Source organism: Propionicimonas sp., assembly GCF_034927565.1.
Lineage (GTDB): Bacteria > Actinomycetota > Actinomycetes > Propionibacteriales > Propionibacteriaceae > Propionicimonas.
In genome coordinates this window covers 35,827-51,267 of the sequence record NZ_JAYFPT010000007.1, presented here as the reverse complement: position 1 = coordinate 51,267, position 15,441 = coordinate 35,827, and the positions used below count along the sequence as shown (strand labels likewise).

Below are 15,441 nucleotides of genomic sequence, written 5' to 3'. Positions count from 1 at the left end.
CCGGGCCAGAATCAACTCCCGCACTTTGGCGGCGTCGGCCTGACCGCGCAGTTCCTTCATAACGGCTCCGATCAGGGCCCCGGCGGCGGCGACCCGGCCAGCACGGATGCTGTCGGCCACGCCGGGATTGGCCTCGATCGCCCGGTCCACGGCGGCGGCCAGCGCGCCATCGTCGGAAACCACTGCCAGGCCGCGCGCCGCTACCACGTCGGCGGGATCGCCCTCGCCGGCCAGCACGCCGTCGATCACCTGGCGGGCCAGCTTGTCATTGATGGTGCCGGCGTCCACCAGGCCCTGCAGCGCGGCCACCTGAACCGGAGTGATCGCGAGTTCCTCCAACTCGACGCCGACCTCATTGGCCCGGCGGGTGAGTTCGGTCGTCCACCACTTCCGGGCGGCCTGAGGGGCGCAACCGGCCAGCACAGTGGCATCGATCAGCTCAAGGCTGCCGCCGTTGACGACGTCGCGCAGTTCCAGGTCGGTGAAGCCCCACTCGGCCTGGAGCCGGGCCCGGCGTGCCGTCGGCGGCTCCGGCAGGGTGGCCCGCAACTCCTCGACCCACGCCAGGCTGGGAGCCACCGGCACCAGGTCGGGCTCGGGAAAATAGCGATAGTCCTCCGCCTGCTCCTTCGACCGCCCCGGCGAGGTATGGCCGCCGTCCTCGTGCCAGTGTCGGGTCTCCTGGTGAACCCGGCCACCCGACGCCAGAATCGCTGCCTGACGGCGGATCTCGTAGGTGAGGGCGTTCTCGATCGAGCGCAGCGAGTTCACATTCTTGGTCTCGGTGCGCAACCCCAGCACGTCTGAACCCTTGGGCATCAACGAGACATTGGCGTCGCAGCGCAGTGAGCCCTGCTCCATCCGGACGTCCGACACTTCCAGCGCCCGCATCAACTCGCGCAGGAAGCCGACGTACGCCTTGGCGACCTGAGGAGCCTTCGCACCGGTCCCCCGGATCGGTCTGGTGACGATCTCGATCAGCGGCACCCCGGCCCGGTTGTAGTCCACCAGGGAGTAGTCAGCGCCCTGGATCCGGCCGGTAGCGCCGCCGACGTGCAGCAGCTTGCCGGCGTCCTCCTCCATGTGCGCGCGCTCGATCGGGATGGCGAAGACCTCGCCGTCCACTTCCACCTCGACCCCGCCGTCGAAGGCGATCGGCTCGTCGTACTGCGAGGTCTGGAAGTCCTTGGTCATGTCGGGGTAGAAGTAGTTCTTCCGGGCGAACCTGCTCCACGGCGCGATCGAGCAGTTCAGCGCCAGCCCGATCCGGATCGCCGACTCGATCGCGTGGGCGTTCACCACCGGCAGCGAACCGGGCAGCCCCAGGCAGACCGGGCAGGTCTGGGAGTTCGGCGGCGCGCCGAAAGCGGTCGAACAACCACAGAACATCTTCGACGCAGTGTTCAACTCGACGTGCACTTCCAGGCCCAGCACCGGGTCGAAACGCTCCATCGCCTCATCGAAGTCCATCAGCTCCACGCTCACGCCAGTTCCCCCTTCAACTGATCGAGCAGGATGCCGCCACCCCAGCGCCGGCCGAGTTCGGCTTCCAGCGCAGCGCCCACCAGGTAGAGCCGGTCGTCGGCCAGTGCCGGTGCCATGATCTGGAAGCCGACCGGGAGGCCGTCGTCCGGACTGAGCCCGCAGGGCACCGAGATCGCGCAGTTGCCCGCCAGATTGGACGGGATGGTGCACAGGTCGGCCTTGTACATCGCCAGCGGGTCGTCCACCCGCTCGCCGATCCGGAAGGCGGTCGTCGGGGTGGACGGCGACACCAGCACGTCGGCCTGCTCGAAGGCGGCCTCGAAGTCGCGCATGATCAGCGTCCTGACCTTCTGGGCCGAGCCGTAGTAGGCGTCGTAGTAGCCCGAGCTCAACGCATAGGTACCCAGGATCACCCGGCGCTTCACCTCGGCTCCGAAACCAGCGCCGCGGGTGAGACTCATCACCTCCTCGGCGCTGTGCTCGCCGTCATCGGCCACCCGCAGCCCGTAACGCATCGCGTCGAACCGGGCCAGGTTGCTGGAGACCTCGGCGGGCATGATCAGGTAGTAGGTGGCCAGCGCGTAGTCGAAGTGCGGGCAGGAGACCTCGACGATCTCGGCGCCCCGTTCCGCCAGGACGGCCAGCGCCTCGGCGAACCGCTGTTCGACCCCGGGCTGGTAGCCCTCGCCGCCGAGTTCGCGCACCACCCCGACCCGCAGCCCGGTCACGTCCGCGCGCCGGGCAGCGCCGACCACATCCGGGACGGGGGCGTTGATCGAGGTGGAATCCTTCGGATCCCAGCCGGCGATCACGGTGTGCAGCAGGGCGGCGTCCAGCACGGTCCGGGCGCAGGGCCCGGGAGTGTCCAGCGAGGACGCCATCGCGATCACGCCGTAGCGCGAGGTGGCACCGTAGGTGGGCTTCACCCCGACCGTCCCGGTGACCGAGGCCGGCTGCCGGATCGAACCACCGGTGTCGGTGCCGATCGACAGCGGCGCCTCGAAGGCCGCCAGTGCGGCCGCCGAGCCACCGCCGGAGCCGCCCGGGATCCGGTCCAGATCCCACGGGTTGTGGGTGGTGAAGAAGCCGGAATTCTCAGTCGAGGAGCCCATCGCGAACTCGTCGAGGTTGGTCTTGCCCAGAATCACCAGGTCATCGGCCAGCAGCCGCCGGGTGATGGTGGCGTCGTAGGGCGGCAGCCAACCCGCCAGGATCTTCGAACCGGCGGTGGTCGGCAGCCCCTGGTAGGCGAACAGATCCTTGACCGCCACCGGGACCCCGGCCAGCGGGCCGAGCTTCTCGCCGCCGGCGCGGCGGGCGTCGATCGCGTCCGCGGTGGCCAGCGCGCGCTCGCCGTCGACGGCCAGGAAGGCCTTCACCCTGCCGTCCACGGCCTCGATCCGGTCCAGGTGGGCGGCGGTGACCTCACGGGCGGAGACCTCGCCGGCGGTCAGTTTCTCCGACAGTTCCCAGGCCGACAGCCGCAACAGCTCGGTCATGCCTGCTCCCCCAGGATGCGCGGCACCCGGAACCGGTCATCCTCGGTGGCCGGGGCGGCAGCGAGCACCTCCGCGGCAGGTAGCGACGGGGTCACCACGTCCGCCCGGAAGACATTGGTCAGCGGCAACGCATGGGAGGTGGGAGGCACGTCCGCCGCGGCCACCTCGGTGATCCGGGCGACCGACTCCAGAATCACGTCCAGTTGCGGCGCGAGACCGTCCAGTTCCTCGGGGGTGAGGCTGATCCGCGCCAGTCCCGCGAGTTTGCCGACATCGGCTGCCGTCAGGGCCACGATCTCACTCCTGTGGTTGCTGCCCGGACGGGTGGTCCGTCCGACGCCTTCTCACTCTATCGGCGGCGGCCCGGTGATCGTCGCACCGGTCTCGCGCCGCGCTCCGACAGGACAGTTTCATGGTTTCGTGACCACTTTGTAACAGAAATCGGCCAGACTGTCGGATGTGTTCCTGTTGAGAGTTGCCCTTCCGGACCGGCCCGGCACCCTGGGTGCCGTGGCTACCGCGATGGGTACCGTCGGTGCCGACATCAACGCTGTCGAGATCGTGGAGAAGTACGAGGGCTATGCCCTGGACGACTTCATGCTCGAACTGCCCGGTGGGGTGCAACCCGACTCGCTGGTCACCGCCTGCACCTCCGTCCAGGGCGTCGAGGTGCTCTGGCTGTCGCGCTACCCGGAACCGTGGGGCTTGCAGGGCGATGTGGACGTGCTCAACCACATGACCGAGTACCCCGAACGGGCTGAGGAGATTCTCACCCTGGAGTCGCCCGAGGTGTTCCGGGTCTCCTGGGCTGTGCTGATCGACCGCGTCCGGTCGCAGGTGCTGGCCCGCACCGACCTCGCACCCGACCTCACCGCGGAGGGCATCGCAGCCCTCGGCCCGCTCGACGAGCTGCGCAGCGACGAGTTGCCGGACGGCTGGCTGAACGGCTGGAGCGAGACGCTGATCGCCGTGGCGCCGTTCCGCAGCGACGCCTCGATCGTGATCGCGCGCCGGGGCGGCCCGGAGTTCCTCCAGTCGGAGCTGGCCCGGCTGCGGCACCTCGCCGCGCTGGCGCTGTGACCGGCTACCTGACCAGGGTGTACATCCAGTAGCCGTAGCCGACCAGGGCGGCCACCACGCCAACCAGGATCAGGATCGTCCACCAGCGCATCCGGCGCTTGGCCCGGGTGGCGGGTACTTCGAGCGGACCCCACTCGCCGATCCGCGGCATCACCCGCGGCGGCGCCCCCTCGTTGAGGTTGAGGTTGGAGTTCAGCCCGTCCATGACCCCAGTGTGCCAGAGCACTCCACGGCCCTCGGGCCCGCTCAGTTCTCCTGGTCGGAGCCGGGATCGCCGAGCGCTGCCGGGCCCTCGGTCACCAGCAGGTGGAACTGGGCGGCATCGATGATCCGCAGGCCGAGAGCCTCGGCCTTGGCCAGCTTCGAGCCGGCTCCCGGCCCCGCGGCCACGAAGTCGGTCTTCTGTGAGACGCTCGACGCCGCCTTGCCCCCGGCCCGGATGATCGCCTCCTGCGCACCCTCCCGGGTGTAGCCCTCCAGGCTTCCGGTCGCCACGACGGTGAGGCCGTCCAGCACGCCGCCCCCCTCGGTCACCGCACCCGGGCCCGGGTGGCCCGGTGTTGACCACTGCACCCCCGCGGCCGTCCACCGCTCGACGATCTCGACGTGCCAGTCGACCTCGAACCAGTCGATGATCGAACCGGCAATGATGTCGCCGACCCCGTCGACGGCTGCCAGTTCCTCGCGTGTCGCGGCGCGGATCGCGGCCAGCGAGCCGAACCACTGTGCCAGGGCGCGCGCCGCGACCGGGCCGACGTGCCGGATGTTCAGTGCGACCAGCAGGCGCCACAGTTCCTTGCGCTTCGCCTTGTCCAACTCCGACAGCAACTTGACCGCGGCTTCGGACGGCAGCACCTGGCGGTAGTCCTTTCGGATCCCCCGCCGGCGCCGCTCCGCGGCGTCCATGGTGTCGGTTCCGGGCGGGTAGCTCGCCGGTCCGAGCTTCTGGAAGGGTGCGCGGCGGACGTACTCCCCGGTCTGTTCATCAACCCGGGGTTCACCGGTCTCCGGATCGCGCACGACCACCTCGATGGGCACGAGTTGGTCGAGGGTCAGGTCGAACAGGCCCGCTTCGGTGCGCAACGGCGGAACCGAGGGCACCTCGGGCTGGGTGAGAGCGGCGGCGGTCACCTCGCCGAGCACCTCGATGTCGAGGGCGCCGCGGGAACCAAGGTGCTCGACCCGCCCCCGCACCTGTGCTGGGCACGACCGGGCGTTCGGGCAGCGCAGGTCGATGTCGCCCTCCTTCATCGGCCGCAGCCCGGTGCCGCACTCGGGACAGGTGGCCGGCATGACGAACTCGCGCTCGGTTCCGTCCCGCAGCTCCGCGACCGGCCCGAGCACCTCGGGGATCACGTCGCCCGCCTTGCGCAACACAACGGTGTCACCGATCAGCACACCCTTGGCCTTGACCACGTCCTGGTTGTGCAACGTCGCCTGCCGTACCACACTGCCGGCCACCCGGGCCGGCGCCATCACCGCGAACGGGGTCGCCCGTCCGGTGCGTCCGACCGAGACCACGATGTCGAGCAGCCGGGTCTGCACCTCTTCTGGCGGGTACTTGTAGGCGATCGCCCACCGCGGCGCGCGGCTGGTCTGGCCGAGTTCGGCGTGCAGCGCCAGCTCGTCGACCTTCACCACGATGCCGTCGAGTTCATGCTCGATGTCGTGGCGGTGTTCGCCGAACCAGGTCACGAACCCGATGACCTGGTCGGCATCGTGGCAGACCCGGGTGTGGGGGCTGGTCGGCAGACCCCATTCCGCCAGCAGCCGGTACACCCCGCTCTGGGTCGGCACCGGCGGGTCGGCCCAGGCCCCGATGCCGTGGACGTAGAGAGCAAGCGAGGCGATCCGCAGCAACGCGGCCTCGCGCTCCAGTCCCTGCTTCTTGTCGAGCTGCTGGCGCAGACCCCCGCTGGCGGCATTGCGCGGGTTGGCGAAGGCCGGGAACCGGCGAGCCGCGGCGGCACGCGCTCGCTCCTGGTCGAACTCGCCAGGTCGTCCCCCGGCGCGCTCCTCCGCCTCGGCGTAGGTCCGCTCGCGGAACTCCGCCTGCGCGGCGTTGAGCCGCTCGAAGGCCGCGACCGGGATGAAGATCTCACCTCGCACCTCGACCAGCGGCGGGTGGCCGTCGCCGGCGAGCCGGCGCGGGATGCCGGCCACCCGCAACGCGTTCTCGGTCACGATCTCGCCAACCCTGCCGTCGCCCCGGGTCGCCGCGGAGGTGAGGACGCCGTGCTGGTAGCGCAGGCTGATCGCCAGCCCGTCGATCTTCAGTTCGGTGAGCCAGGTCACCTCCCGCCCGGCGGCCGCCCGGGTCTTCGCCATCCACTCCCGCAGTTCGTCGGAGGAGAAGACGTTGTCCAGGCTCAGCATCCGCTCGGCGTGCTCGATCGTCGCGGCGTCGGTCTCCCCCGCCGCGCCCACCGTCTGGGTCGGCGAATCCTGCCCGCGCAACGCCGGGAACAGCCGCTCCAGTTCTTCCAGCCGCTGGATCCACCCGTCGTAGGTCGCGTCATCGACCAGCGAGGCATCACGGCCGTAGTAGGCCTCGCGGGCGTCGAGGATGCGCGTTGTCAGCACGTCGGCCTCCGCGCGAGCGTCGTCGGGCGAGAGGGTGGCGGCACCATGATCTGACACGTCGGTCAGTCTACGAGTGGGCTCGCGGTTGCCGTGAAGCCGCTGTCGGCTCACTCCTCGTCGGGAGCAAGCGCACCGGCGATCGCCAGGTGCGCCTTCGCCTCCGGATCGCCCAGCCGCTTCAGCGCCCGGCCGAGCAGGCCGTGCAGGTAGGCGTCGCCGGGGTACCGCTCGACCAGCTTTGCCAGCTTGTCCCTGGCCGGACGCAAGCTCGCCGAGGCCAGCAACGCCCGGGCGGTCAGGATCTCCAGATTGGGATCGCCGTCGTGTTCCTGCCGCAGTGGTGCCAGCACGTACAGGCAACCGTGAGGGTCGCGACGGTCCAGCAGCGCCTCGGCCAGCCGGATCCGGCGGACCTCGTCGGGAAGCTCGCGCGGCAGGGCCGGCGCCGAGGTGATGTGGTTCACCAGGGTCTCGACCGGCTGCGCGCCGACGAGCGCAGCGCCGTGCACCACGAAGGTCGGGGACGAGGCGATGTCGCGGGCCCGTCCGGCCCAGTACGCCTCGCGGGTGGCACGCTCGCCCGGATCCTGCGGATCGAAGCCGGGCTCCAGGTAGGCAGGAGCGTGGCTGGCGTCCCCAGCCCCGGCCGGCGGTCGCAGCCCGAACCGCGCCGCGACCGCGCCCAGGAAGTCCAGCCGGTTGATGTCGGTGCCCGAGAAGTGCGCCGCCATGATCTCCTCCACCACCGCGGACTGGACCTGCGGGCCCTGATCGGCCGCGTCCTGGATCAGGCGGTGCGCCGCCCAGGTGGAGACCCGACAGGCCGGGACAGGCGTCGGCAGCCCCTCGGCGCCAGCCAGTTGCGCCACCCGCTGCTTGAGCAGGTCGACGTTGAACCCTGGCACGGACTGAAGCTGCGCGGCCTCCGCCTCCGGGTTCTCGGCCAGCGAGATCGACTGCCGTGGCGCGGTAGGGTCGAGCAGGTACGGCAGCCAGCGGACGGTGGGCGCGGCTTCGCCCAGCACCGCCAGCGCCGCCTCGAGGCGCCGCTTGCCGACCCACGTCCAGGGGCACACCACGTCGAAGTAAACCTCAATGATCACCCAGCAACGGTAGCGCGGAGGCCGCAAGCCCCGCGCTGCGCCGTCCGGCGCCTACGCAGACTCCCCCAGTTCCTCGTTCACCTGGGCGGTCGCCTTCGCCAGGACGCCGAATACCCGGCTGACCGACGCCTCACCGAAGCCCGCGAGCCCGCAGGCCGGGGTCAGGAAGAGCCGCTCGGCCAGGCCATCCACCCCCAGTCTGTCGATGAAGGCCAGGGCGCTACGTCGCACCTGGTCAACGCCGGCGACGACCAGGGGATCTGCTGTCGGCAGGCAGCCGAGGTAGATCGCGGTTCCGCTCTCCGCGGCGGCTGCCAGGGCGTCCAGGTCCACCGGCCGCACCAGGGACAGATCCAGTGAGACGCCGCCGAAGCCCGCACCGCGATGCCCACCCTGCACCATCGCGGCGATCGGCAACCCCGGTGCACAACAGTGCACGAGGGTCTCCACCTCCAGCCCTCGCCGGGCAGGCTCGGCGGTGAGCAGGGCGAGGTTCGTGGCGATCTCGGGCAGGTCGACGGCGCGGTGCCGGAAGAAGCCGCCGGGCGTCGGCACGGCTCCCGCCGCGACGGCCGGCAGCGAGGGTTCGTCCACCTGTAGTACCAGGTCGAGGTCGGGCAGGCGGCGATGCAGGTCGTCCAGCACCTCACCGATACCGTCGGCGAGGGCTCCGGCCAGGTCCCGGCGGGCCCCGGTGTCGGCCAGCACCCGTCCGGTATGGGCAACACCGGTGGCGGCGGCGAGGGTCCACGGCCCGGCGACCTGCAGCTTGAACCGCCCCCGGTAGCCCTGGGCATGCTCCTGGAGTACCTCCAAGTCGTCGCGCCAGGTCTGCCTGGCCCGGCGCTGGTCGGCCCCCGGTGCCCCCAGCCGCCACTCGCCGGCCCCGTACTCGGCATCCAGTCCGGTGAGCACTCCGAGACCGCGTCCGATCATCCCGGCCCAGGGCCCGCGTGCCGGCAACTCCGGCAGGTAGGGGAAGTCGGGCACCTTGTCGAAGGTCATCCGCACCGCGACGCCGAGGTCGACACCCGGCAGCGAGCCGAGGCCGGTGAAGCCCGCCATCAGCGGGTCTCGGCGATGGTGGCGCTGCCGACCACCCGCTCGCCGTCGTAGTAGACCACCGCCTGGCCTGGCGCGATGCCGTGGGCGGGCTCGTCCAGCTCCACGCTCATCTGCTCGCCGAGAGCACGGATCGTGGCTGGCATCGGCTCGGCGTGCGCCCGCCACTGGGCCAGGCCGCGCCAGGCTCCGGCCACCGGCGCCTCGGTCCAGGTGGGACGGATGCCCGTCATCGCGCGCACTGCCAGCAACTCCTTCGGCCCCACCGTGACCGTGTTGGTCGACGGCGACACCGCCAGCACGTACCGCGGCCGCCCGTCCGCCGCGGGAACGGACAGGTGCAGGCCGTGCCGCTGCCCGACGGTGAACTGGTGCGCCCCGGCGTGGGCTCCCACCACTGCGCCGTGGTCGTCCACGATGTCGCCGGTGCGGCGGCCCAGCCGGGAGGTGAGGAACCCGGCGGTGTCGCCGGAGGGGATGAAACAGATGTCGTGGGAGTCGGGCTTCTTGGCCAGGTAGAGTCCGCGCGCCGCGGCCTCGGCCCGAATCTCGGCCTTGGCGGTGGCCGGACCGAGCGGGAACAGCGAGTGCCGCAGCTGTTCCTGGTTCAGCACCCCCAGCACATAGGACTGGTCCTTGCGCTCCTCGGTCGAACGCAGCAACTGGACGGTGCCGCCCTCCGACCGGGTGCGGGCGTAGTGCCCGGTCGCAACCGCGTCGAAGCCGAGCGCCAGACCGCGTTCCAGGACGGCGGCGAACTTGATCTTCTCGTTGCAGCGCAGGCACGGGTTCGGGGTGCGACCGGCCGCATACTCGGCCAGGAAGTCCTGCACGACCCCGGCGTCGAACTCGTCGGAGAGATCCCAGACGTAGAACGGGATGCCCAGGACGTCAGCCGCCCGGCGGGCGTCGTGGGAATCCTCCAGCGAACAGCAGCCGCGGGCACCGGAGCGATAGGTCTGCGGGTTCTTGCTCAGCGCGAGGTGCACCCCGGTGACATCGTGGCCGGCATCCACCAGGCGCGCGGCAGCGACAGCGGAGTCGACCCCGCCCGACATGGCCGCCAGCACCCGCATCCGAACCCTTTCTTCGGGCCGGAGTCTACGCGGCCCGCCGTGCGCGCCGGACGCCTGACCCCGGGCCAGCACCGCTCAGTAGGCGGCTCGGGCACGGACCAGGGCATCGGGCAGCGCGCCGAGGAGGGCGTCGATGTCAGCCTCGCCAGTGCTCGCCCCGAACGAGAACCGCAGGCTGGCCGACGCCTCGGCAAGGGTGCGTCCCATCGCCAACAGCACCTCGCTGGGCTGATGTACCCCGGCGGTGCAGGCCGAACCGGTCGAGCAGTCGATCCCGGCCGCGTCCAGCAGCAGCAGCAGATCGTCGGCCCGGGTGCCGGCGAAGGTGGCGTTCAGGATCGCCGGGCTGGCCGGCGCGGTGCTGTTGACCACAACCCCGTCCAGTCCGGACAAACCGACCAGCAGCCGGTCACGTAAACCGGCCAGTCGTCGCGGTTCTCGGTCCAGCCGGTCCACCGCCTGCCGCAGGGCGGCAGCGAAGCCCACCGCGAGGGCCACCGGCACCGTCCCCGAGCGCAGCCTGGCCTCCTGGCCGCCGCCGAAGCCCGGAGCCAGCAGAGTGACCCCCCGCCGCACCAGCAGGGCGCCGATCCCCACTGGCCCGCCCACCTTGTGGGCCGAGACGCTCATCAGGTCCAATCCGGCCGCACCGAAGTCGACCGCCAACTGCCCGGCCGCCTGGACTGCGTCGGAATGGGCGAGCACCCCGGCCGCCCGGGCCGCTGCCGCCACCGCTGCCACCGGCTGCACGACGCCGGTCTCGTTGTTCACCCACATCACCGACACCAGCCGGGTGGCCGGCCGGACCCGGGACGGGATCACCCCGGGGTCGACCCGGCCGGAAGCATCCACCTCCAGCACCTGCGCCCGCTCGCCCAGCACGCGGCGAGCCTCGGCCACCGATGGGTGCTCGACCGCGGAGATCAGCACCTCGCCGGCAGCGCCGACCGCTCCGAGCACCGCCAGGTTGTTGGCCTCGGTGCCACCGGAGGTGAACACCACCTCCGACGGATGCGCGCCCAGATCCGCTGCGATCGACTCCCTGGCCTGCTCCAGCAGGCGACGGAACTCCCGTCCGGAGGCGTGCAGCGAGGACGGGTTGCCCGGCCGTCCCCAGACCTCGGCCATGGCCGCCGCGGCCGACCCGGTCAGCGGCGAACTGGCGGCATGGTCCAGATACACCCGTGACAACGATTTCTCCGTCCGTGGTTAAATCGGTACTTCGGTGTGTCCCTGAACGTCCTCACCCTCGGGCTGGGCCACACTCGATTGAACTGTAGATCGTTGCGAAGCGAGTTGAACACATGACGGCAACCGTCCGGCCGGGTCCGGCGGACACGACGGCGCTCGGCGCCCGCGTGGTTCCCGGAGGCACGGAGTTCACCCTGTGGGCACCCCGCGCCACCCGGGTCGAGCTCGCCCTGGTGGATCGCGACCGCCGGCAGCAGAACACCGACATGACGATGGACGACGACGGCGTGTGGTCGGTCTTCGCTCCGCAGGTCGGTGCCGGCCAGCGGTACGGCTTCCGGGTGCACGGCGAGTGGAACCCGTCCCAGGGCCAGCGGTTCAATCCGGCGAAGCTGCTGCTCGACCCGTACGCCCGCGCCATCACCGGCGGGATCGACTACGCCGGCCCGATCTTCGACCACACCCCCGACTCCAACTTCGACCTCGACCCGACTGACTCCTTCGAGTCCGTTCCGCTGAGCGTCGTGGTTGCCGAGAGCGAGCCGCCCGCCCCGCTGGCCCAGCCGGTGGCACCCTCAGAGATGGTGATCTACGAGACCCACCTGCAGGGGTTCACCCGACAGCATCCGGCGGTTCCCGAACACCTGCGCGGCAGCTATGCCGGGATGGCCTATCCGGCGGTGATCGAGCATCTGACCAGTCTGGGGGTCAACGCGGTCGAGTTCCTCCCGCTGCACCACTTCGCGTCCGAGCCGTTCGTCGTCGGACGCGGGCTGACCAACTACTGGGGCTACAACACCCTCGGCTTCTTCGCCCCTCACGGCGCCTACTCGGCCTCCGGCACCGCCGGAGAGCAGGTGGCGGAGTTCAAGGAGATGGTCACCGCCCTGCACGCGGCCGGCATCGCCGTCGTGCTCGACGTGGTCTACAACCACACCTGTGAGGGCGGCCACGAGGGCCCCACGCTCTGTTTCCGCGGTATCGACCACGGCGCCTACTACCGGCTGACCGACGACCAGCTCAACGACTACGACGTCACCGGCACCGGCAACGCCCTGGACACCTCCGACGACGTCGTCCTGCGGCTGATCCGGGACTCGCTGCGGTACTGGGTCACTAACATGGGCGTGGACGGGTTCCGCTTCGACCTGGCCACCACGCTGATCCGCGACGCCCATCACCACGTCGACCAGCACCACCGGTTCAAGCAGCTCATCGAGGACGACCCGGTGCTGCACGACATCGTGATGATCGCCGAGCCCTGGGATCTGGGCCCCTACGGCTACCAGGTCGGACGCTGGGGCCCGCGCTGGTCGGAGTGGAACGACCGGTTCCGCGGCTACACCCGCGACTTCTGGCGGGGTGCCACCCAGGGTGTCCAGGAACTCGCCACCCGGCTGTGCGGCTCGTCCGACATCTTCGACCATTCCGGACGTGAGGCAACCGCCTCGGTGAATTTCGTCACCGCCCACGACGGCTTCACGCTGCGCGATCTGGTCACCTACGACCTGAAGCACAACGAAGCCAACCGGGAACGCAACCGCGACGGGGCCGACGACAACCGCTCCTGGAACCACGGCTACGAGGGTGAGACCGACGTTCCCGAGATCAACGCCGCCCGGCAGCGCACCGCACGCAACCTGATGGCCACCCTGCTGCTGTCCGCCGGGGTGCCGATGATCACCGCCGGTGACGAGTTCGGACGCACCCAGGGTGGCAACAACAACGCCTATTGCCAGGACTCCCCGGTGTCCTGGCTGGACTGGACCGACACCTGGGCCGACCAGGTCGAGCTCACCCGCAGTCTGCTGAAGCTGCGCGCCGAGCACCCGATCCTGCGCCCGGTCGGCTTCCGCCCCTGCCACGAGATCGTCGATCCGAACGGACGGGGGCTGGGCCGCACCTCGGTCACCTGGTTCGCCGAGACCGGCACCCCGATGGCGATCGAGCAGTGGCACGACCTGGGCCGCCGCAGTCTCGGCCTGTACGTCAGCGACCTCGACACCGGTTTCCTGATCTTCTTCCATGCCGGCGACACCCCGCTGGACGTCACCCTGCCCGGGGCGCCCTGGGCGAGGAGCTACACGGTGGCTGCCCACACCGGCCTGCCGGACGAGCTGCCCGCCGACCGGCTCAGCCCCGGCAGCCAGGTGGCCGTTCCGCCCCGCACCGTCGTCGTCCTGAAAGCTGAGGTCACCCGCTGGGCACCACCACCCCGGATTCGGTAGGTTGCCGGTGTGACTGCACAGTCGAAGTCCCGCAAGCCCCGCCCCGCCCGTCCTGCCCAGGCCACAGCAGCGAGCCAGCCGAAGGTCGCGCCCGTCCCCACGCCGGCTGCTCCCCCTGCCTCCGCTCCGGTAGCGGTGACCGGCGTCGGTCCTCAGGTGGTGGGGCTCCCCCGCGGCTTCGGCCGGATCCCGGTGGCGAAGGTGTCGCCGGTGATCGAGGGCGGCGCCTATCCGGCCAAGGCTGTTGTAGGTGAACTGATCCCGATCCGGGCGAAGGTCTTCCGCGAGGGCCACGACGCGGTCAACGCCTCGGTGATCCTCTCCGACCCCGACGGCGTCGAGCTGCGGGTCGACATGGTGCCGGTCGAGCCGGTCGGTCTCGACCCGTGGGAGGCCTGGGTGCGGCCCGACCGCGCGGGTGACTGGAGCTTCCGGGTGGAGGGCTGGTCCGATCCGTGGGCCACCTGGCTGCACAACGCCGAGGCCAAGCTGCCGGCCGGGGTCGACATCGAACTGGTCTGCCTGGAGGGCCGGGCGCTGATGGAGCGGACTGCCGAGGCTGCCGAGGCTGCCGGCGATCCGGTCGAGGCCTCGATCCTGCGCGCCACGGCGATGCTGCTGATCCCGCAGCGCGACCCGTCCGACCTGCTCGAGGTGGCCACCGGCGCCGGTATCCAGCGGGCGATGAAGGCCTACGGTCCACGCGATCTGGTGACGCCCACTGCTGACTTCCCACTGCAGGTCGACCGCCGGCAGGCGCTGTTCTCCAGCTGGTACGAGTTCTTCCCGCGGTCGATCGGCGCCAGCTACGACCCGGCAACCAAGACCTGGACCTCGGGAACCTTCGACTCCTGCCACACCCGGCTGGAGGAGGTCGCCGCGATGGGCTTCGACGTGGTGTACCTGCCGCCGATCCACCCGATCGGTACCGCCTTCCGCAAGGGCAGGAACAACACTCTGATCCCGAGGCCGGCCGATCCCGGCTCACCGTGGGCGATCGGCGGCCCGGCGGGCGGGCATGACGCGATCCATCCCGACCTGGGCGACTTCGCCGCCTTCGACCGGTTCGTCGCCAAGGCCAACTCCCTGGGCCTGGAGGTGGCCCTCGACTTCGCACTGCAGGCCTCACCCGACCATCCCTGGGTGACCACCCACCCGGAGTGGTTCACCACCCGGCTGGACGGCACGATCGCCTACGCCGAGAACCCGCCGAAGAAGTACCAGGACATCTACCCGATCAACTTCGACAACGATCGCGACGGCCTCTACCGCGAGGTGCTGCGGATCCTGCGACTGTGGATCGCGCACGGCGTGACGATCTTCCGGGTGGACAACCCGCACACCAAGCCGCTGGAGTTCTGGGCCTGGTTGATGCGCGAGATCCGCACCACCAACCCCGAGGTGCTCTTCCTGGCCGAGGCCTTCACCAGGCCGGAGATGATGCATGCGCTGGGCAAGATCGGCTTCCACGAGTCCTACACCTACTTCACCTGGCGGAACGAGAAGTGGGAGCTGGAGGAGTACCTCACCGAGCTCAGTACCGAAATGGACTCTTTCTACCGTCCCAATTTTTTCGTCAACACCCCGGACATCAACCCGGCCTACCTGCAGGGCGGAAATCCGGCCGCCTTCGCTATCCGGGCGATCCTTGCCGCCACGCTCTCCCCGGCCTGGGGGGTGTACTCCGGCTACGAACTGTTCGAGCACGAGCCGCTCAAGGCCGGTGGTGAGGAGTACCGCGACTCCGAGAAGTACGAGTACCGGCCGCGTGACTTCGCCGCCGAGCCGAACCTGAACCTGCTGATCGGCACGCTCAACCAGATCCGGCGCGACCACCCCGCCCTGCAGCAGTTGCGACAGATCAGCTTCCAGCACGCCCCGCACGACCAGGTACTCGCCTTCGCCAAGACCGACGGGGACGACACGGTGGTCGTGATCGTCAGCCTCGACCAGAACAACACCGTCGAGTCCGATGTCTACCTCGACTTCGCCGCCCTCGGGCTGGCGGGGGCATCCTCGGTCACCCTGCGCGATGAGCTCACCGGGGCGACCTTCACCTGGACCGACCGCAACTTCGTCCGGCTGACCCCCGCCGCCCCGGCGCATATTCTGCACCTGGTGCACCAGGGCTGAC

Annotated in this window: 12 protein-coding genes; 3 read left to right on the top strand and 9 right to left on the bottom strand. The window is 70.3% G+C overall.

The window, feature by feature from the left end:
- The 3 genes from gatB to gatC form a co-directional block, all read right to left on the bottom strand.
- Positions 1 to 1,470, bottom strand: a 1,470-nt coding sequence (gene gatB, locus VB080_RS01995; RefSeq protein ID WP_416339583.1) for an Asp-tRNA(Asn)/Glu-tRNA(Gln) amidotransferase subunit GatB, incomplete at its 3' end; no start/stop codon positions are given.
- A gap of 11 nt (positions 1,471 to 1,481) precedes the next feature.
- Complete coding sequence (gene gatA, locus VB080_RS01990; protein ID WP_323416741.1) at positions 1,482 to 2,984, bottom strand: Asp-tRNA(Asn)/Glu-tRNA(Gln) amidotransferase subunit GatA; 1,503 nt, start codon at positions 2,982 to 2,984, stop codon at positions 1,482 to 1,484.
- Positions 2,981 to 3,277, bottom strand: a complete 297-nt coding sequence (gene gatC / locus VB080_RS01985; protein WP_416339580.1) for an Asp-tRNA(Asn)/Glu-tRNA(Gln) amidotransferase subunit GatC — start codon at positions 3,275 to 3,277, stop codon at positions 2,981 to 2,983. Before gatC ends, gatA begins: the two co-directional genes overlap by 4 nt.
- Before the next feature lie 172 nt (positions 3,278 to 3,449).
- On the opposite strand from gatC, the gene VB080_RS01980 reads away from it, so the two are divergent.
- Complete coding sequence (locus VB080_RS01980) at positions 3,450 to 4,064, top strand: amino acid-binding protein (protein ID WP_323416744.1); 615 nt, start codon at positions 3,450 to 3,452, stop codon at positions 4,062 to 4,064.
- Between the two features lie 4 nt (positions 4,065 to 4,068).
- On the opposite strand, the gene VB080_RS01975 is transcribed toward VB080_RS01980, so the two are convergent.
- From VB080_RS01975 to VB080_RS01950, 6 genes are all read right to left on the bottom strand, one after another.
- Complete coding sequence (locus VB080_RS01975) at positions 4,069 to 4,269, bottom strand: hypothetical protein (RefSeq protein ID WP_323416740.1); 201 nt, start codon at positions 4,267 to 4,269, stop codon at positions 4,069 to 4,071.
- A gap of 41 nt (positions 4,270 to 4,310) precedes the next feature.
- Positions 4,311 to 6,713: an NAD-dependent DNA ligase LigA gene (gene ligA, locus VB080_RS01970; protein WP_416339582.1), complete on the bottom strand. Its 2,403-nt coding sequence runs from the start codon at positions 6,711 to 6,713 to the stop codon at positions 4,311 to 4,313.
- Positions 6,714 to 6,754: 41 nt separating this feature from the next.
- Positions 6,755 to 7,750: a DsbA family protein gene (locus VB080_RS01965; protein WP_323416738.1), complete on the bottom strand. Its 996-nt coding sequence runs from the start codon at positions 7,748 to 7,750 to the stop codon at positions 6,755 to 6,757.
- A 51-nt stretch (positions 7,751 to 7,801) separates the two neighbouring features.
- Positions 7,802 to 8,815 (bottom strand): methionine synthase, encoded by a 1,014-nt coding sequence (locus tag VB080_RS01960; protein ID WP_323416737.1) that lies wholly within the window; start codon positions 8,813 to 8,815, stop codon positions 7,802 to 7,804.
- On the bottom strand, positions 8,815 to 9,888 hold the full coding sequence (gene mnmA / locus VB080_RS01955; RefSeq protein WP_323416736.1) for a tRNA 2-thiouridine(34) synthase MnmA: 1,074 nt from the start codon (positions 9,886 to 9,888) through the stop codon (positions 8,815 to 8,817). The genes VB080_RS01960 and mnmA overlap by 1 nt, the downstream gene beginning before the upstream one ends.
- Positions 9,889 to 9,963: 75 nt before the next feature.
- Complete coding sequence (locus VB080_RS01950; RefSeq protein ID WP_323416743.1) at positions 9,964 to 11,070, bottom strand: cysteine desulfurase family protein; 1,107 nt, start codon at positions 11,068 to 11,070, stop codon at positions 9,964 to 9,966.
- Between the two features lie 122 nt (positions 11,071 to 11,192).
- Between VB080_RS01950 and glgX the strand changes: the two genes are divergently transcribed.
- Positions 11,193 to 13,307 carry a glycogen debranching protein GlgX gene (gene glgX, locus VB080_RS01945; protein ID WP_323416735.1) on the top strand — a complete coding sequence of 705 codons (2,115 nt, stop codon included), beginning with the start codon at positions 11,193 to 11,195 and terminating at the stop codon, positions 13,305 to 13,307.
- A gap of 9 nt (positions 13,308 to 13,316) precedes the next feature.
- On the top strand, positions 13,317 to 15,440 hold the full coding sequence (locus VB080_RS01940) for an alpha-1,4-glucan--maltose-1-phosphate maltosyltransferase (protein WP_323416734.1): 2,124 nt from the start codon (positions 13,317 to 13,319) through the stop codon (positions 15,438 to 15,440).
- Position 15,441 lies beyond the last annotated feature (1 nt).